This window comes from Necropsobacter rosorum, from assembly GCF_964241405.1.
In the GTDB taxonomy this organism is placed as follows: Bacteria; Pseudomonadota; Gammaproteobacteria; order Enterobacterales; family Pasteurellaceae; genus Necropsobacter; species Necropsobacter rosorum.
This window is the reverse complement of the sequence record NZ_CAXSXF010000002.1, coordinates 413898-432244: the sequence shown is the minus strand read 5'-3', so window position 1 is coordinate 432244 and position 18347 is coordinate 413898. Positions and strand designations below refer to the sequence as shown.

Annotated in this window: 16 protein-coding genes and 2 tRNA genes; 10 read left to right on the top strand and 8 right to left on the bottom strand. The window is 49.5% G+C overall.

Annotated elements, in window-relative coordinates; translation table 11 throughout:
- Window positions 1–55: 55 nt before the first annotated feature.
- Entirely contained in the window at window positions 56–2299 is a 2244-nt protein-coding gene (locus ACESOH_RS06005) for a nitric-oxide reductase large subunit (RefSeq protein WP_373100339.1), read from the bottom strand.
- Window positions 2300–2550: 251 nt separating this feature from the next.
- The gene (locus ACESOH_RS06000) at window positions 2551–3459 is read right to left on the bottom strand and encodes an AraC family transcriptional regulator (RefSeq protein ID WP_373100337.1); all 909 of its coding nucleotides are present in this window, start codon (window positions 3457–3459) and stop codon (window positions 2551–2553) included.
- A 93-nt stretch (window positions 3460–3552) separates the two neighbouring features.
- Between ACESOH_RS06000 and ACESOH_RS05995 the strand changes: the two genes are divergently transcribed.
- The gene (locus tag ACESOH_RS05995) at window positions 3553–3888 is read left to right on the top strand and encodes a carboxymuconolactone decarboxylase family protein (RefSeq protein WP_032092931.1); all 336 of its coding nucleotides are present in this window, start codon (window positions 3553–3555) and stop codon (window positions 3886–3888) included.
- A gap of 249 nt (window positions 3889–4137) precedes the next feature.
- Here the strand turns inward: ACESOH_RS05995 and ACESOH_RS05990 are convergent.
- From ACESOH_RS05990 to ACESOH_RS05975, 4 genes are all read right to left on the bottom strand, one after another.
- A tRNA-Leu gene (locus ACESOH_RS05990) sits at window positions 4138–4224 on the bottom strand.
- Between the two features lie 3 nt (window positions 4225–4227).
- Window positions 4228–4303, bottom strand: a tRNA-Gly gene (locus ACESOH_RS05985).
- A 204-nt stretch (window positions 4304–4507) separates the two neighbouring features.
- Window positions 4508–5059: a CDP-diacylglycerol--glycerol-3-phosphate 3-phosphatidyltransferase gene (pgsA, locus tag ACESOH_RS05980; protein ID WP_032092930.1), complete on the bottom strand. Its 552-nt coding sequence runs from the start codon at window positions 5057–5059 to the stop codon at window positions 4508–4510.
- A 125-nt stretch (window positions 5060–5184) separates the two neighbouring features.
- The gene (locus ACESOH_RS05975; RefSeq protein WP_373100335.1) at window positions 5185–6204 is read right to left on the bottom strand and encodes a branched-chain amino acid aminotransferase; all 1020 of its coding nucleotides are present in this window, start codon (window positions 6202–6204) and stop codon (window positions 5185–5187) included.
- Window positions 6205–6661: 457 nt separating this feature from the next.
- On the opposite strand from ACESOH_RS05975, the gene ACESOH_RS05970 reads away from it, so the two are divergent.
- The 3 genes from ACESOH_RS05970 (at window position 6662) to uvrD (ending at window position 10957) form a co-directional block, all read left to right on the top strand.
- Window positions 6662–7558: a transcriptional regulator GcvA gene (locus tag ACESOH_RS05970; protein ID WP_373100333.1), complete on the top strand. Its 897-nt coding sequence runs from the start codon at window positions 6662–6664 to the stop codon at window positions 7556–7558.
- On the top strand, window positions 7551–8642 hold the full coding sequence (gene rlmM, locus ACESOH_RS05965; RefSeq protein WP_373100331.1) for a 23S rRNA (cytidine(2498)-2'-O)-methyltransferase RlmM: 1092 nt from the start codon (window positions 7551–7553) through the stop codon (window positions 8640–8642). Before ACESOH_RS05970 ends, rlmM begins: the two co-directional genes overlap by 8 nt.
- Before the next feature lie 134 nt (window positions 8643–8776).
- Window positions 8777–10957 carry a DNA helicase II gene (gene uvrD, locus ACESOH_RS05960; RefSeq protein ID WP_373100329.1) on the top strand — a complete coding sequence of 727 codons (2181 nt, stop codon included), beginning with the start codon at window positions 8777–8779 and terminating at the stop codon, window positions 10955–10957.
- A gap of 144 nt (window positions 10958–11101) precedes the next feature.
- On the opposite strand, the gene ACESOH_RS05955 is transcribed toward uvrD, so the two are convergent.
- On the bottom strand, window positions 11102–11878 hold the full coding sequence (locus ACESOH_RS05955) for a TOBE domain-containing protein (protein WP_373100433.1): 777 nt from the start codon (window positions 11876–11878) through the stop codon (window positions 11102–11104).
- 126 nt (window positions 11879–12004) lie between these two features.
- Between ACESOH_RS05955 and modA the strand changes: the two genes are divergently transcribed.
- The 3 genes from modA (at window position 12005) to modC (ending at window position 14619) form a co-directional block, all read left to right on the top strand.
- The gene (gene modA / locus ACESOH_RS05950; RefSeq protein ID WP_373100327.1) at window positions 12005–12769 is read left to right on the top strand and encodes a molybdate ABC transporter substrate-binding protein; all 765 of its coding nucleotides are present in this window, start codon (window positions 12005–12007) and stop codon (window positions 12767–12769) included.
- Between the two features lie 79 nt (window positions 12770–12848).
- Window positions 12849–13574 carry a molybdate ABC transporter permease subunit gene (modB, locus tag ACESOH_RS05945; RefSeq protein WP_373100326.1) on the top strand — a complete coding sequence of 242 codons (726 nt, stop codon included), beginning with the start codon at window positions 12849–12851 and terminating at the stop codon, window positions 13572–13574.
- Complete coding sequence (gene modC / locus ACESOH_RS05940) at window positions 13561–14619, top strand: molybdenum ABC transporter ATP-binding protein ModC (protein WP_373100324.1); 1059 nt, start codon at window positions 13561–13563, stop codon at window positions 14617–14619. Before modB ends, modC begins: the two co-directional genes overlap by 14 nt.
- A 35-nt stretch (window positions 14620–14654) precedes the next feature.
- Here modC and tehB read toward each other — a convergent pair whose 3' ends face one another.
- A complete protein-coding gene (tehB, locus tag ACESOH_RS05935) occupies window positions 14655–15515 on the bottom strand; it encodes an SAM-dependent methyltransferase TehB (RefSeq protein WP_373100323.1) in 861 nt (286 codons plus the stop codon).
- Window positions 15516–15714: 199 nt separating this feature from the next.
- On the opposite strand from tehB, the gene nrdR reads away from it, so the two are divergent.
- The 3 genes from nrdR to degS are packed head-to-tail and all read left to right on the top strand — an operon-like array spanning window position 15715 to window position 18347.
- Entirely contained in the window at window positions 15715–16164 is a 450-nt protein-coding gene (nrdR, locus tag ACESOH_RS05930) for a transcriptional regulator NrdR (RefSeq protein WP_032092922.1), read from the top strand.
- A gap of 1 nt (window position 16165) precedes the next feature.
- Window positions 16166–17299, top strand: a complete 1134-nt coding sequence (gene ribD, locus ACESOH_RS05925; RefSeq protein WP_373100320.1) for a bifunctional diaminohydroxyphosphoribosylaminopyrimidine deaminase/5-amino-6-(5-phosphoribosylamino)uracil reductase RibD — start codon at window positions 16166–16168, stop codon at window positions 17297–17299.
- A gap of 13 nt (window positions 17300–17312) precedes the next feature.
- Window positions 17313–18347, top strand: coding sequence for an outer membrane-stress sensor serine endopeptidase DegS (gene degS / locus ACESOH_RS05920; protein WP_032092920.1), 1035 nt, complete (start codon window positions 17313–17315; stop codon window positions 18345–18347).

Sequence of the window (18347 nt, the reverse complement as noted above, 5' to 3'; positions counted from 1 at the left end):
AAAATCCGACCGCACTTTAAACGTAAACTGCCCCGATGACGGGGCAGTGGATAAATCAGCGTTGTGATGTTTTGTTAAATACCAGCTGCATCATTTGCCAGAAGAAGGCTAATCCGCCGCAGATGAATATCATATCGCCGATCATACGCACCCAGCGCAGAGTTGTAAACAGCGGCTGCTGCATAAAGGCTTCGCTGCGGGCATACCATAATCCTTCTTTCATGCTGGCGAATGCCTGCACTAAACCGATTGGCAGCAGGCTGGTAAAGATCATCAGCACCAAACCCAGATTTAATCCCCAGAAGCCGAATTTCATTAAGCGATCGTTAAACTCAACATGCGGACGCAGATAGCGTGCGATCAAAAATGAAAAACCGAGCGCGAGGAAGCCGTACACCCCGAATAAGGCGGCGTGCGCGTGTACCGGCGTGGTATTGAGGCCCTGAATGTAGTAGAGCGAAATCGGCGGGTTGATAAGAAAACCGAACACCCCGGCGCCTAACATATTCCAGAACGCCACCGCCACGAAACAATATATCGGCCATTGCAGACGTTGCATCCACGGCGCTTTATTTTGCAGCGACCAGTGTTCCCAGGCTTCGTAACCGAGCAGAACCAGCGGCACCACTTCCAACGCGGAAAACGACGCGCCCACCGCAATAATCGGCGTGGTCGCCCCGGAAAAATAGATATGGTGGAACGTGCCCGGAATACCACCGATTAAGAAAATCGAGGCAGAAGCGATGGTGGAAACGGTTGCGGTACGTCGTGAAACCAGACCGAGATTAACGAAAATAAAGGCCAGTGCCGCTACGGAGAATACTTCAAAGAAGCCTTCCACCCACAGATGCACCACCCACCAGCGCCAATATTCCATCACCGATAAATGGGTGTGTTCGCCGTAAAACAAGGCCGGGCCGTAAAACAAACCGATAGCGATCACCGAGGCGAAGAATAATGCCAACAGGTTTTTATCGCCCGGCTGCTTAAAGGCGTTGATTGCACCGCGTAACATCAACACCAGCCAGAACAGGATGCCAGCGAATTTGACCGCTTGCCAGAAACGGCCTAAGTCAATGTATTCATAACCCTGATGACCGAACAAGAAGCTGAGTTTTTGCGGCATCAGGTGAGAAATGGCGAGGAAGCTGCCGGTAAAGGAACCGACGACCAGCACCACCAGCGCCCAGAACAGCACATCGACGCCCAGTTTCTGATATTTCGGATCTTTGCCGCCGTTGATAATCGGCGCCAGAAACAGACCGCCCGCCAGAAACGCCATGGCGATCCAGAAAAGTGCGGCCTGAATATGCCAGGTTCTGATTAACGAGTAAGGGAACCATTCGGAAATATTAATGCCGTAGAATTCCTGACCTTCTACCGTGTAGTGCGCCAGAATCGCACCGAACGTGATTTGGGCGATAAACAGCGCCAGTACGGTAAATAAATATTTAGCCAACGCTTTTTGAGACGGAGTGAGCGAAATTTTACTGAGCGGATCAACGCTCGGCGGCATCGGATCTTTTTCATCTTCCCGTTTTTTAAACGACCAAATCCACACCATCGCCCCGATACCGGCAATCAGAAAAACGATGCTGGCAATCGACCAGATGATATTTTCCGCGGTCGGTACGTTGTTAATCAACGGTTCGTGCGGCCAGTTATTGGTGTAGGTGGCATCCGTATTCGGACGTTCGGCGGACGCCGTCCAGGCGGTCCAAAAGAAAAAACGCGTCAAATCCTGCCGATCCTGCAAATTCGGCAAGGTGTTTTCTTTCATGGCGAAGTGTTCGCGCGTGCCGTGCAGGCTTGGCTCGTTACCGTATAAATCAATGTAGTATTGTGCGGTTCGGTTGATGGCTTGCAGACGGTTGGCGGAAAGTACGACGTTGCCGTTTTCATCCACTTTGCTCTTACGGTATTCTTTCATCAAATGCGCTTTCAGCAGCGTTTGCTGATCTTCGCTTAAATCCGCAAAGGGTTTGCCGAATTCCTGATTGGCCGTAATATCCAGCCAGTTGACCAGTTCGCGGTGCAGCCAGTCCGCCGTCCAGTCCGGCGCCTGATAAGCGCCGTGGCCCCATACGGAACCGAGCTGCATGCCGCCGGTGGTTTGCCAGGCGGTTTGACCGTGCAGAATATCCGCTTTAGTAAAGACGGTTTCGCCGTTTTCCGTGATATATTTTTCCGGAATCGGCGGTGCCTCGCGATAAATTTCAAAACCATAGTAACCGAGGATTGAGAACGCGCCGATCAACACGGCAACCAGGGTGTACCAGAGTTTTTTATATTGTCCCATAACTAACTCCTTATCATTGTTAAACTTCAACAGGTGCTATATAAAATAACCGACTAATTATATCAACTATTATGCCGAGGGTATTTACTGAAATCGGGGTATGCTTGGTTAGACCGAGAGCAATTTGAAAAGAACGGCATATTGAAAAATATGGCGGGTAGATTTATAACTGGTTAAAAAATAAAGAAAAACAGATAAGCAAAGAGAAGCCGGTTCTTCACATACGGGTTGCATGTGTGATAAGTGCGGTATTATTTTTTCAGTTTTCGGTAATGTCCCGGCGTGATGTGGTAATGTTTTTTAAACGCTTTGCCGAAATGGGTTTCCGACTGAAACCCGCAGGACAGCGCAATTGACAGTATGGATTCGTTGCTTTGTTTCAGCAGCTGCGCCGCTTTTTGTAAGCGGGTTTTATGCACGAAAGCGTGGGGGCTGACCGCCATTTTCTGCTTAAACAAACGCATCAGTTGCGCTCGTGAGAGATTTGCGGTATGTGTCATTTGTTCCACGGACCAGTTTTGTTCCGGCTGGATTAAAATCATCTGAATCAGCCGCCGCAGACGACGATCCTGCCAGCCGTTCAGGGTTCCGCTCAGCGTCATGCTATGCCCCTGCTGCATATAGGCGCGTAGTAGGGAGACCAGCAATACCGAAGAAATCGCATGAATAATCAGTTTTGCCCCCATCGACGGAGTTTCGGCCTCATTTTGCAACACCTTAATTAAGGGTGCTAAGAGATTTTCCGCATCAATATGCAGAAAAATCACCTGCGGTAAATTGCTGAATAATTCGGCTTGCGGTTCGTAGTCGAAACGGGCGCAAAATAAGCTGAAATCGGGGGAGTTGTCACCGCTGTGTTTTAATATAAACGCGCCGTTTTGTGTGGTTTGCGGAATGGTTTTGTGGCCTGTCGGATCGATCCGATCGCTCAGCGTATGTCCCACCGCGCGCGGGAAAAAGATCACATCGCCCGCTTTAAGTAAGTGCGGTTGTTTTTGCCCATCGATTTTTAAATAGCCGCTTCCCTGCGTGACGATGTGAGCAATCGCGCAGGCCGTTTGCGCTTCGTGGCGCATATACCAGCTTCCCTGCAAGCGGCATTGAATATCCACCTGTCCTGAAACCTGTGCTAAGGAAATAAGTTGTTCGAGAATATCCATAATATTTGACGATGAATTGATACGATTTGACGAGATTTACCGCTGAATTTGCATAATAATAGCACCGTTTTTTACACAATAGGAGAAAAAATTATGTTTAAAGATTGGAAAGCGCATACTGCATTGGTGAAAAAAGCATTCGGCGAATTGGGTAAAAATCATCCGAAAATGCTTCAGGCTTACGGCTCCCTTGAACAGGCTGCCGCGGCAGAAGCGCTGGATGCCAAAACCAGAGAGCTGATCGCCCTTGCCGTGGCCATTACCACCCGCTGCGAAAGCTGTATCAGCGTACATGCCGCCGCCGCAGCCAAAGCCGGCGCAACCGAAAGCGAAATCGCCGGTGCACTGGCCACCGCCATTTCACTGAACGCCGGCGCCGCCTACACCTACGCCCTGCGCGCCCTAGAAGCGGTTGAAACGCAGCGGTAATCGTTATTATCGATACCTATTTCTATCATTTCACCACCCATAAATCCGGCAGTAATCAGTTGGGTTTATCGGTGGTTTTTTTATTGTTAATGTCGTCAGATTTGCAAATTTGATCGATATATTGTTCAGGAATGAAAATAGTAGTTGAGCTAACCACCAAAGCAATTTTGCATTAAAAAGATGTCGAATTTTGGGCATAAAAAAAGCCGCGTTACGCGACTATCTTATTGAATTATCAATTGTTTTAAATGGTGCCCGAGGGCGGACTTGAACCGCCACAGCCCGAAAGCCGAGGGATTTTAAATCCCTTGTGTCTACCGATTTCACCACTCGGGCGAGTGGAGCGGGAAACGAGGCTCGAACTCGCGACCCCGACCTTGGCAAGGTCGTGCTCTACCAACTGAGCTATTCCCGCATCGTCAGCAATTATCATTGCCGTTAAATAACGTGGTGAATTGTACGGATTTCTTATCATTAGTCAAATAGAAACTGAAGATTTTAAGTTCGATTGTCTAAAAAGAAATCATGGTCTTATTGCTAATGTCTTGAGATGAAAAAACGCTTGAATTTCGACCGCACTTTTATCGGTATTGCCGAATAAAATACCGCAAAAGGCGGCTTATTGGCCGTCCAGCAGGTTGCCTTTGGCAGCTTTTAGATATTGCAGCATTGACCAGACGGTGAGAATGGCAGCGATATATAAGAAAATAATACCGGCGATTTCCATCAGTACGTTATAGCGCCATAACAAGCCGCCCAGCGCAAGCATTTGTGAGGCGGTTTTGACTTTGCCCAGCCACGAGACCGCCACTTTGCTGCGACTGCCGATTTCCGCCATCCATTCCCGTAAGGCGGAAATGATGATTTCGCGGGAAATCATGATAATGGCTGGCAGGGTGACCCAGAAAGAATGTTGATATTCCATCACTAAAGCGAGTGCCGCCACAACCATCACTTTGTCGGCAACGGGATCCAAAAAGGCGCCGAACGGCGTGCTTTGATTCCATTTCCGCGCCAGATAGCCGTCGAACCAGTCGGTAACGGACGCAATGAAGAAGATAATGGTGGTGGCAAGAGGCGCCCAAGTGAAAGGAAGATAAAAGGCAATAATAAAGAAAGGGATCAGCACGACCCGAAATAATGTCAGAATGGTAGGGAAATTCAATTTCATAGAAATTCGGTCAACAAGAGATAATTCGCAATTATTTTAAAACATATCATGTCGCTTGGATAGGGGTATTTTGCGGAAAAAAAAGATTGGATCGTAATCCAATCTTTAGGTTTCAAAACTAGGGATTATTCCACTTTGACGATCCAGCCCGCCGGGGCTTCAATATCGCCGAATTGAATACCGACCAGTTCGTCATAAAGTTTTTTAGTAACTTCGCCGACTTCCGTTTCGGAATGGAAAACATGGAACTGGTCGCCGTATTGAATGCCGCCGATCGGCGAGATGACCGCAGCGGTACCGCAGGCGCCGGCTTCTTTGAATTGATCCAGCTCATTGATGTAAACATCACCTTCAACCGCTTCCATGCCTAAGCGCTGTTTGGCTAAATACAGCAGGGAATATTTGGTAATGCTCGGTAGAATCGACGGCGATAGCGGCGTGACGAATTTATTGTCTCGCGTAATGCCGAAAAAGTTGGCGGAGCCCACTTCTTCGATTTTAGTGTGCGTGGCCGGGTCAAGATAAATGCAATCGCTGAAATGGTGTTCTTTGGCTTTTTTACCCGGATACAGACTGGCTGCGTAGTTGCCGCCTACTTTCGAGGCGCCTGTGCCGTGCGGTGCGGCGCGATCGTATTCGGAAACGATAAAATTGGTCGGTTTCAGACCGCCCTTGAAATAAGCGCCCACCGGACAGCAGAAAATGGAGAAAATGTATTCCGGCGCTGGGCTGACGCCGACATTGTCGCCGACACCGATTAAAAACGGACGCAAATATAAGGTTGCGCCGGTGCCGTAAGGGGCAAGCCATTGTTCATTGGCTTTCACTACTTGTTTACAGGCGTCGATAAACATTTCCACCGGCACTTCGGGCATTAATAAACGGCGTGCGCTGGCTTGCATACGCAGTGCGTTTTGATCCGGTCTGAACAGATTGATTGAGCCGTCTTTGCAGCGGTATGCTTTCAATCCTTCAAAACATTGCTGACCGTAGTGCAGTGCGGTCGAACCTTCGCTGATATGTAATTGATTATCTTGGGTTAATTCGCCTTTAGACCATTTTCCGTCTTTCCAGTAGGCGAGATAGCGGTAATCGGTTTTGATGTAACCGAAACCTAGGTTTTGCCAATCGATATTTTTACTCATTTTCTTTCCTTAAACATTGATACGATGCGATGAATTTAATCTACACCATTCTCTGAGGGTTGAAAACTGTTTCAAGGGAAAATCGGGGAATTTTATCAATTTATTTAATTTGGCGCGGAAATGTCGGCGAGATTGTGGTAGTATGCGCAGATAAAAAAACACCGCTCAACAGAGCGGTGCGTATAACCTAAATAAGGTTTAAAAAATATACAGGAAGTGAAATGAGTAACTTTATCAGTTACTCTGTCCGGTTGCCCGGACAATATGCAAACACAACATCATACTTAAGTCCGAAACTCTTTAACCAGTAAGGAATTACCAATCATTAAGTATGGCGCGTATTGTAGAGAGGTAGTCCGGATTGAACAATGGATATTTTTTTATTTGAGGTATTAGAAAAACTAATCCGAAAATCAGTAACTTATTATAAATTAAATTTTTATTATTGGGAAGATTTATGTATAAACGTTTGCCTCCCTTGAATTCACTGAAAGCATTCGAATGTTCGGCCCGCCATTTAAGCTTTACTAAAGCGGCGGACGAACTGTTTGTTACACAGGCGGCGGTCAGCCATCAGATAAAACTATTAGAAGATTTTTTAGGCATTGAGCTGTTTAAACGCAAAAACCGTTCACTGGAATTAACCGAATTCGGCAAAGCCTATTTTACCGACGTGACGAAAATCCTGCACCGTCTGGCGGACGCGACGGCCAATTTACTGGCACAGAAAAATGATAAACATTTGGCTATCAGCGTGCCGCAAACTTTCGGCATTCAATGGCTGGTGCCGCGTTTGAGCGAATTCAACCGCCTGCATCCGGATATTGAAGTGCGCTTAAAAGGGGTGGATCAGGATGAAGGATTGCTCAATAAAGATGTGGATGTGGCAATTTATTACGGCCGCGGAAACTGGGACAATCTACAGGTGGAAAAACTGGCGGAAGAAAATTTGTTGCTGTTGGCATCGCCGAAATTATTAGCGCAGCAAGCGGTAAACTCACCGGACGATCTGAAAAAGCATACCTTAATTCATATTTATACCCGCGATAACTGGCAGAATATGGCCAGCTATTTACAGCTGGAAGGCCTGGATATTCAACACGGGCCGTTATTCAGCCATACCTTTATGGCGCTACAGGCGGCGGTACACGGTCAGGGCATCGTATTGGCGAACCGGGTGCTGGCGCAGCAGGAAATCAATAACGGCAGCCTGCAAATCGTCTTGCCGACCAATTTCAAAGATCCCAAATCCTTTTATGTGATCAACCGATTGGATAAAACCAACGATGCGCAGATCGCGGCATTTCGCGACTGGATCATCGACAGCATGCAGCAGAGCGAAACGAATGAATAAATTAGCCTTATATTGTCGCGCCGGATTTGAAAAAGAAGCCGCGGCGGAAATGACCGATCAAGCGGCGACACTGGGCGTATTCGGCTTTGCCCGAATTGTGCAAAACAGCGGTTATGTGATTTTCGAATGTTATCAGGCCGGTGAGGCGGATCGTCTGGCGCGCGAGCTGCCTTTTAAGCGGCTGATTTTCGCCCGCCAGATGATAGTGGTGTCGGCGTTATTGTCGGATCTGTCGCCGGCGGATCGCATTACGCCGATTATTGAGCAATATCAGCGCATTGCCGCACAGATTCCGCTGTCGCAAAGCGCTGACCTTCGGGTGGAAACGGCCGATACCAATGACGCCAAAGCGCTGTCCGCCTTTTGCCGCAAATTTACCGTGCCGCTGCGCAGCGCATTGAAAAAACAAGGCTGGCTACAGGTTGCAGAAGGCGAAAAGTGCGGTCTGACTTTGCATATTTTTTTCCTGCGCAGCGACAGCTGTTATGTGGGCTATTCTTATAACCACAACCATTCGCCGTATTCGATGGGTATTGCGCGGCTGAAATTTCCGCCGCAGGCACCGAGCCGTTCGACGCTGAAGCTGGAAGAAGCCATTCTGACTTTTATCCCGCGCAATCAAGAAGCGCGACATTTCAACGCCAATATGTACGGCGTGGATCTCGGCGCTTGTCCGGGCGGCTGGACGTATCAGCTGGTAAAACGCGGGCTGTTCGTATATGCCGTCGATCACGGCAAAATGGCGGCAAGTCTGCATGAGACGGGACGGATTGAACATTGTGCCGAAGACGGTTTTAAATTCCAGCCGCCGAAACATCAGCGTATCGACTGGCTGGTTTGCGATATGGTGGAGCAGCCGAGCCGTATCAGCGCGTTAATCTGTAAATGGCTGATTAACCGATGGTGTCGCGAAACCATTTTCAACCTGAAATTACCGATGAAAAAACGCTATGCGGAAGTGCGTCAGTGTCTACACGACATAGAGCAGGCGTTGCGCAAAGCCGAATTGCGTTTTCAGATTCAGGCCAAACACCTTTATCACGATCGGGAAGAAATCACCGTGCATATTAAAGTGTACGCTTAAGGTTAAACCGGCAGCAACGCGTGCCGGTTTTTTCCGCCCGCGGAAAACGGCGAATATTCCTACCGCACTTTTTATTGTCCTTTGGCTAAAAACTCAATATAATTTAGCCTGTACAAAAAAACAGTGGTGATGGCATGGATATTTCTGAATTACTCGACGGATTAAATGATAAACAACGGGAAGCGGTGGCTGCGCCCTTGGGCAATTATCTGGTGCTGGCCGGTGCCGGCAGCGGTAAAACCCGTGTGCTGACTTACCGTATCGCTTGGCTGATTGCGGTGGAACATATCGCCGAAGGCAGCATTATGGCAGTGACCTTTACCAATAAAGCCGCGGCGGAAATGCGCCAGCGTATTGAAAGCACGCTGGCGAACTATTCGTCGCAGCGTTTATTCGGAATGTGGGTCGGCACCTTTCACAGCATTGCGCACCGTTTGTTGCGCGCCCATCACGCCGATGCCGGTTTGCCGCAGGATTTTCAGATTCTGGACAGCGAAGATCAACTGCGCCTGCTTAAACGTTTAATGAAATTACACCATTATGACGAGAAAATGTACCCGTATAAGCAGGCCTGCTGGTATATCAATAATAAAAAAGAGGAGGGGCTGCGTCCGGATCAGATTGACGACAACAACGATGCGCAGGAACGGGAATGGATCCGCATTTACCGGATTTATCAGGACGCCTGTGATCGCGCCGGTTTAGTGGATTTCGCCGAGCTTTTGCTGCGCGCCTATGAATTATGGCTGAAAAAACCGGTGATTTTGCAGCGTTACCGCCAGCGTTTTCAGCATATTCTGGTGGATGAATTTCAGGATACCAATAAAATTCAATATGCGTGGATTAAACTGTTGGCCGGTGAGCAGGGCAAATTGATGATTGTCGGCGACGACGATCAGTCCATTTACGGCTGGCGCGGGGCGCAGATTGAAAATATTCACCGCTTTTTGCAGGATTTCCAGCATGCGCAAACCGTCCGCCTTGAGCAGAATTACCGCTCCACCGGCAATATTCTGCAAAGCGCCAATCATTTAATTGCCAATAATAATAACCGGTTAGGTAAAGATTTGTGGACGAACGGTGAAAAAGGCGAACCGGTGGGCGTGTATGCCGCGTTCAATGAACTGGACGAAGCGCTGTTTGTGGCGAGTCAGATTAATCTATGGCTGGAAGACGGCGGCAAGCCGGATGATTGTGCGGTACTGTACCGCAGCAACAGCCAGTCCCGAGTGATTGAAGAAGCCTTGATTCGGGCGAAAATTCCTTATCGTATTTACGGCGGCATGCGTTTCTTCGAACGGCAGGAAATCAAAGACGCGCTGGCTTATTTGCGGCTGATCGCCAACCGTCAGGATGACGCCGCCTTTGAACGGGTGGTGAATACGCCGCCGCGCGGTATCGGTGAACGCACCTTAAGCAGTTTACGCACCTTAACCCGCGAACGGCAAATTACACTGTGGCAGGCAACGCAGGTGGCGATGCAGGAAAATATGCTGTCCGGCCGCGCAGCCACCGCGCTGTTGCGTTTCCTTGAACTGGTCAATTCATTACAGCGCGATACGGATGAAATGCCGCTATTTGCGCAAACGGATTTTGTGATCAAGCATTCCGGTTTATATGACATGTATAAGCAGGAAAAAGGCGAGAAGGGCGAAGTGCGGATCGAAAACCTGGAAGAATTGGTAACGGCCAGCAGAGAATTCAGCAAACCGGATGAGGCGGCGGAGATGTCCGATTTAACCGCGTTTTTAACCCATGCCTCGCTGGAAGCCGGGGAAGAGCAGGCATCGCCGCATCAGGCCTGCGTGCAGATGATGACGTTGCATTCGGCGAAAGGGCTGGAATTTGCGCGGGTGTTTATTGTCGGCATGGAAGAAGGGGTATTCCCGAGTTTCCGTTCTTTCGAAGAACCGGGACGGTTGGAGGAAGAACGCCGGCTGGCCTATGTGGGCATTACCCGGGCGAAGCAAAAACTGACCCTGTGTTATGCCGAAAGCCGCCGTTTATATGCCAAAGAAGAGCGCCATCTGCCGTCACGTTTTCTTGCCGAACTACCGACCGATTGCATTCAGGAAGTGCGGTTGCGCGGCACCGTGACCCGCGCTTACAATCGCAGTGCGGTGGGAAGCGCGGCGCCGGTATTATCGGATAATAATGAGTGGAAAAGCGGGCAGAAAGTCAAACACGCGAAATTCGGCTTAGGGACGGTAATCAATGTGGAAGGTGCGGAGAACAACACCCGATTGCAAATTGCCTTTCAGGGACAGGGAATTAAATGGTTAATTGCCGCGCTGGCGAAACTGGAAAAGCTTTAACAAAACCGACCGCACTTGAGTATAATTTCCGGCTTTTCGGCTTTTCGGCTTTTCGGCTTTTCGGCTTTTCGGCTTTTCGGCTTTCCGGTGGCGGGCGACCACCGCCTTGATTTAACGTTAAGGTTATCCGGCGGTGGGCGTCGTTTAGTAAAGCGTCACCAGTACAATCTGTTCCGGATCGATCGTGCAATAAACCGATTCGTTTAAGGCGAACGCTTCATCTTTACCCACGGTGGCGCAGCATGTGGTGTTGCCAGGCAGGCTCAGAATCACTTCTTTCACCTGATCTTTATCCGTAATCGCGCTGACGGTGGCGTTAAAACAGTTCGGCACGTTTTCCGGACGACTGTGATACAGTTTCACCCAAGGCGCTTTCACCATAATCATCACTTCTTTACCCGCAACAAGCTGTAAACGCACCGCACTTTGCGCGGTGATGGAGGCGATAAACGGATGAGGGAAATCGTCCACCTCAATTTCCACATAGCAATGAATATCTTGCCGGCGCAAACGAACGACTTTACCGAAAAACTGATTGCGCGCGCTGCTTTGCAGCGAAAAACGTGCGGTGGCGGACAGCAGGCTGTCCAGCGGAACCGTTTCATCTTGCAGAATTTCAAACGCTTTTTGCTGTGTTTTTTCCAGTAAATCATACAGTTGCAGCAAACGCTGGGCATAAACCGTCAATGCCGTGCCGCCGCCGTTTTTGCCGCCGATATTGCGCTCAAGCAACGGTTTCGGGCTGATATTGTTCATTGCTTCCAAATGATCCCATGCGCTTTTATAGCTGACCTGCGCATTTTTGGCCGCTTGGTTAATCGAACCGCAGTGCTGAATTTCTTTTAACAGCCGAATCCGTTTCGGATCGACAAACAGTTGCTGCTGTAGTTTTATGGTAAGAAGAATTTCGCTTTCCGACATCATGATGACTCCGTTTCAACCGTTCTGGGTATTTTAATGGAAAGTCCTTTTTTTATGTAGCTTTTATTTTTTAATTCGTTATATAATCCCGTGCATATTGCATCAATCACAGTCATGGAGAAACTTATGCTTAAATTTAAAAAACTTGCTCTTTCTTGTGTGTTGGCTTGTGCCGCACTGGCTTTATCCGCGCAGGCAAAACTCACCGTGTTCGCCGCGGCCTCAATGACCAATGCGCTGGAAGCCGTGAAAGCCGATTACGTCAAAGCCAACCCGCAGCAAGAAATCGATTTTTCATTTGCCTCTTCCTCCGTGCTTGCCCGCCAGATTACGGAAGGCGCGCCGGCCGATGTGTTTGTTTCCGCAGATCAGAAATGGATGGATTTTTTGGCGGAAAAAAAGGCCATTGCGGCGGATTCGCGCATTGATTTGGTCGGCAATAAACTGGTGATGATCGCACCGCAGCAAAGTCAGCTCAGTGCAGTCGATTTAAGCAATGACCAATGGCAGGCGGCGTTAAAAGGTTCTTATCTGGCGGTCGGCGATCCGGCGCATGTGCCGGCGGGCATTTATGCCAAAGCGGCGTTTACCTATTTAAAACAATGGGATCAGTTGCAGGATAAACTTGCCCGCGCCAATAACGTGCGCGCTGCGCTGGCGTTGGTCGAACAGGGTGAATCGCCGTTAGGTGTGGTGTATGCGACGGATGCGGCAGCAAGCCAGAAAGTCAAAGTGGTTGCAGTGTTCCCGGATGGCTCTCACCCGCCGGTGGAATACCCTGCCGCGATTATCGCTGGTCATGACAATCTGGAAAGCCGGGCATTTCTGGATTATTTAACATCTGGACCTGCGAAAAAAATATTTGAAAAATTCGGTTTTTCCAGTAAATAATACGCGGGCGGGGGACATCATTGTCCTCTGCGCCTTATCGTCAAGTTGATTGCAAAGGAAACGCGTTATCCCACATTTTATGTCATCACTGTTTGAATATTTTCAGTTATCCCAGCCTGAAATTAACGCGATTTTATTAAGTCTTAAAGTGGCGCTGATTTCTATTTTCGCCAGTTTGCCCCTTGCGGTTTTTCTCGCTTGGTTATTGGCGCGTAAAACATTCTGGGGCAAATCCGTACTGAACGGCATTATTCATCTGCCGCTGGTGCTGCCGCCGGTGGTGATCGGTTATTTGTTGTTGATCGTGATGGGGCGCAACGGGCTTGTGGGGCGCTATCTGCTGCAATGGTTTGATTTCAGTTTCGGCTTTAACTGGTACGGCGCGGCGCTGGCGTCGGCGATTGTGGCGCTGCCGCTGGTGGTGCGTTCAGTCCGGCTGGCATTGGAAAGTGTGGATTTCAGGCTGGAACAGGCGGCAAGAACGCTCGGCGCGTCCGGCGTGAGAACGTTTTTTACCGTCACGTTGCCGCTTTCTCTGCCGGGGGTGTTAGCCGGATTGATCCTCGGTTTTGCCCGCTCTTTGGGCGAGTTCGGCGCAACGATTACGTTTGTCTCCAATATTCCGAAAGTAACGCAAACCATTCCGCTGGCGATGTTTTCTTTCATTGAAACGCCGGGGGCGGAAGGTGCGGCGGCGCGGCTTTGTTTGATCGCCATTTTGATTTCGCTGCTTTCGTTGTTGGTCTCGGAATGGTTGGCGAAGCGAACACAGAAAAAACTGGGGCAGGCGGATGTTAGAGATTAATGTCAGTAAAAGGCTGGGGCAAATGGCATTTGCCGCCAATCTACAGATTCCGAATCAGGGCATTACCGCCTTATTCGGGCTATCGGGCTCGGGCAAGTCGTCGTTAATCAATTTAATCGGCGGGCTGCTGCAACCGGATCAGGGATATATTCAGTTAAATCACCGCACTTTGGTGGATACGCGCCGTCATATTAATCTGGCACCGAACCGGCGTCATATCGGCTATGTGTTTCAGGATGCGCGCTTATTCCCGCATTACACGGTAAAAGGTAATTTGCGTTACGGCATGAAAAATGCCAGTCGGCAGGAATTTGATGAGATTGTGGCGCTGCTGGGGATCGAACATTTGCTGAAACGCTATCCGATTACGTTGTCCGGCGGCGAAAAACAGCGGGTTGCCATCGGGCGCGCATTGTTGACCGATCCTGAAATTCTGTTGATGGACGAACCCTTGTCGGCACTGGATTTGCCACGCAAACGGGAATTGCTTAATTATCTGGAAATCCTGTCCAAACGAATTAATATTCCCATTTTGTATGTCACGCACAGTCTGGACGAATTATTGCGTCTGTCGGAACGGGTGGTGTTGTTGGACGACGGCAAAGTCAAAGCTTATGACCTCTTGGAAAATATCTGGCAAAATCCGTTATTCGATGCGTGGAAAACGGAAAACGAACAAAGTACCGTGCTGGCGCTGCCGGTGCATTTTCATCATCCGTTGTATAAAATGACCGCACTTGCTATCGGCGAACAATCGTTATGGGTCAGTGAGGTTGAGCCGCACGTTAATCAAAAAGTGCGGGTCTGTATTGCCGCCTCCGATGTTTCCGTTGCCTTGGTGCAGCCGCAGAAAAGCAGTATCCGCAATATTCTGCACGGCACCGTCTGCGCCCTTGCCGCGCGGGAAGATCGTATGGACGTGCAGATCGAGATTGAACGACAGCGCATTTGGGCGACGGTCAGTAAATGGTCCTGCAACGAGTTAAACCTGCAAATCGGGCAGCAGGTTTATGCGCAGATCAAAGCGGTGTCGGTGATCCGTTAAGGATGCCGCAACGGCATCCCGTTATTAGATAATGATCAGCGCTTTTTCGCCAGCATGGTGACGAATTTCATTTTGATCCGATTGCCGTTTGCATCGGTTTTGTGTAATTCGCCCATTTCCTCGTTATATTTTATAAATTCCCAATCCTGATAATACGCCTTAAGTTCATTTTGCTTGAAAGTAAAGGAAAACGGCACTGGACAAGGCACATCGTCCGTACTCATCGCCGCCACGATCAGATTATAACCGCCCGGATTGGTATGCTGCTGCATATTGCGGATAATCGCCGGCACCGCGTGGCGATCTAAAAACATAAATACCACGGTGGACAGAATAAAATCATAATTTTCTGCAATGGCCGCCGAGTTAATATCGTAAAGTGCGGTGTTTATCGTTAAATTTTCTTTCTCCGCGGTCTGGCTGAGAAACGCTACGCTGGCTTCGTTGTGATCCCACGCCGTTACCGTATGACCCAGCAGACTTAAAAACAGCGCATTGCGTCCTTGTCCGCAGCCGAGATCGAGCGTTTTGCAAGGTTTGATTAGTTGCACCGCACTTTTGACTTCCGAATGGGTGGCGGTCATATTATATTTTTTGCTGAAATAATCCGCCTTTTCGCAATAAAATTCCAGATAACAGGCCAGATCATCGGACAAAGCCGCCACTTTATGCCATTGTTGCGGCGGCACAAACGGTGTTTCCTGCCCGGCGCTGAAGATATGTTCGCTGACAATATCGCCCGCTTCGGTCAGCACATAAAATTTAAGTTTGCCCTCTAGCACCGTCAGCTTGCCCCAAGTGCCGGCTTTGGTGTTGTGTTTTTCCTGAAACATTTGCGGCAGGCTGTCTTTATGCCAGACAGGCATTTTTTTATAACAGATTAAGTCGTTTGACATCGGTTTCTCCAAATATAAAAAGTTGAGCGATATAGTAGGAAATAACCTGCCGATATGCAAGCGGTCGGCAAAAAAATATTGCGCTGCCATTCGTCTGCGCCGCCGGTAAGATGGCGAGCGGCGGGCGAAAAATATCGTAAATCAATGTAAATCTTGTTAAAATGCAGCGGTCTGTATCTGTTATCTATCAGAGGAGCTTATGCACTGTCCTTTTTGTTCCACCGAAGAAACCAAAGTGATTGACAGCCGTTTGGTTTCCGACGGCTATCAGGTTCGCCGCCGCCGCGAATGCGGGAAGTGCCACGAACGCTTTACCACCTTTGAAACCGCGGAATTGATCATTCCGAAAGTGATAAAAAGCGATCACAGCCGTGAGCCGTTCAACGAAGATAAATTGCGCCGCGGTATTTTGCATGCGCTGGAAAAGCGCCCGGTCAGTTCCGATGATGTGGAAAAAGCCATCAGCCATATCACTCATCAGCTGCGCGCTACCGGTGAGCGGGAAGTGCCGAGCAAACTTATCGGCAAACTGGCGATGAACGAGTTAAAAGTGCTGGATAAAGTGGCGTATATCCGTTTTGCTTCGGTATATTTAAGTTTTGACGACATTAACCAGTTCAGTCAGGAAATTGAAAATTTAAAGGATTAATATGCAACGCGGATTTACCCGGGATGACGGGCGATTTATGCAAATGGCGCTGCAACTGGCTGCCAAAGGCTTGTTTACCACCGCACCGAATCCGGCGGTGGGTTGTGTGTTGGTTAACAACGGCAAGGTGGTCGGGCAAGGATTTCATTGCAAAGCGGGACAACCGCACGCGGAAGTGATGGCATTGCGTGATGCCAGCGAGCGGGCGAAAGGAGCCACCGCTTATGTGACACTGGAACCTTGTTCGCATTTCGGTCGGACACCGCCTTGCGCCCGCGCTTTGATTGATGCCGGTGTGGTGCGCGTTATTGCCGCCATGCAGGATCCGAATCCGCAGGTGGCGGGTAACGGGCTGGCGATGTTAAAGGCGGCCGGAGTGGAAACGGTGGTCGGTTTATTGCAGGAACAGGCGGAAGCGCTGAATAAGGGGTTTCTCAAACGCATGCGCTGCGGCGTGCCTTTCGTACAGCTGAAAATGGCGATCAGCATTGACGGCAAAACCGCAATGGCGAGCGGCGAAAGCAAATGGCTGACCGGAGCTCTGGCCCGGCAGGATGTGCAGGCGGCGCGGGCGCAAGCCGCGGCGATTTTATCCACCGGTAAAACTGTGGCGGCCGATGATCCGTTGCTGAATGTGCGTTGGGAACAATTGCCGGAGGCGGTACGCAACGATTACCGGCAGGCGGATTTGCGTCAGCCGGTAAGAATTATTGTGGATAATCAGCATTTGGTTCGGCCTGATCACAAGCTGTTTCAAATCCCATCGCCGGTGTGGCTGGTCAGCCGCAATGCGCGCGAGATGTCCGCCTTTCCCGATTTTTGTCAGCAGATCCGATTAACGGCGGATGATAACGCCCATTATCTGCCTGCACTGATGCACGAGCTGGGACGCCGCCAGATTAACAGCCTGTGGATTGAAGCGGGCGCCGGGCTGGCCGGCGCATTGATCGAACAGAAGCTGGTGGACGAACTTATCGTTTATATGGCGCCGAAGTTACTCGGCGAACAGGCGAAAGGGTTATTCCCTTTATCTCATATCCACCGGCTTGCCGACGCGCCGTTGTGGCGGCTGCAATCCGTACGGCAAATCGAATCGGACGTTAAACTGGTTTACCGACCTTGCGATGACAGTTAAAAAGGAAACAGTCATGTTAAAAAAAATTATTCAATCAATCTTGATCGGTCTGCTTGCCGCCGCGCTGATTTTATTCGTGTTGCCGTGGTTTCGCAGCACGCCGGCAATTTTACAGACGGATGTCGCCTCCTTTAAAGACGCCGTGCGGATTGCCTCGCCGGCGGTGGTGAATGTGTATAATCAGGCGTTTGCCTCGGCAAACAATAATTATCAGTCTCAGGTCAATAATCTGGGTTCCGGCGTGATTATGTCGAAAGACGGTTATATCCTGACCAATAAACATGTGATCCAAAATGCCGATCAAATTGTGGTGGCGCTGCAAAACGGCAAAATTTTTGAAGCCAGTCTGGTCGGTTCGGATAATCTGACCGATCTGGCGGTGCTGAAAATTAAGGCGGACAATTTATCCACCATTCCGCAAAATCCGCGGCGTCAGGATCATGTGGGCGATATCGTGCTGGCGATCGGCAATCCTTATAATCTGGGACAAAGCGTGTCGCAGGGGATTATCAGTGCGCTGGGGCGTAACGCCGTGGGCGATTTTATCGGACGGCAGAATTTTATTCAGACCGACGCCTCCATTAACCGCGGCAATTCCGGCGGCGCTTTGATTAACTCGGCGGGCGAACTGGTGGGAATCAGCACCTTGAGTATCGGTAAAAACGCCAATGAAATTGCGGAAGGATTGAATTTCGCCATTCCGATTGAGCTTGCCAGCGATGTGATGCATAAGATTATTCGCGACGGTCGGGTGATTCGCGGCTTTTTCGGCGTGCAGAGCGATATTCTGTTCAGCAACGGGCAGGGCGCCAAAACGGAAAAAGGCATCGTGATTACCAGCGTGATGGAAAACAGTCCGGCGGCAAAAGCCGGCATTCAGCCCGGCGATGTGATTTTGAAATTCGGTGATGTAGAGGCCGAATCGCCGGCGCAAATGATGAATGTGATCAGCAATATGAAGCCGAATACCACCATGAATGTGGTGATTTCCCGGTTGGGTAAAACGCTGGTATTGCCGGTCACCATTGAAGAATATACGGTGAACTGA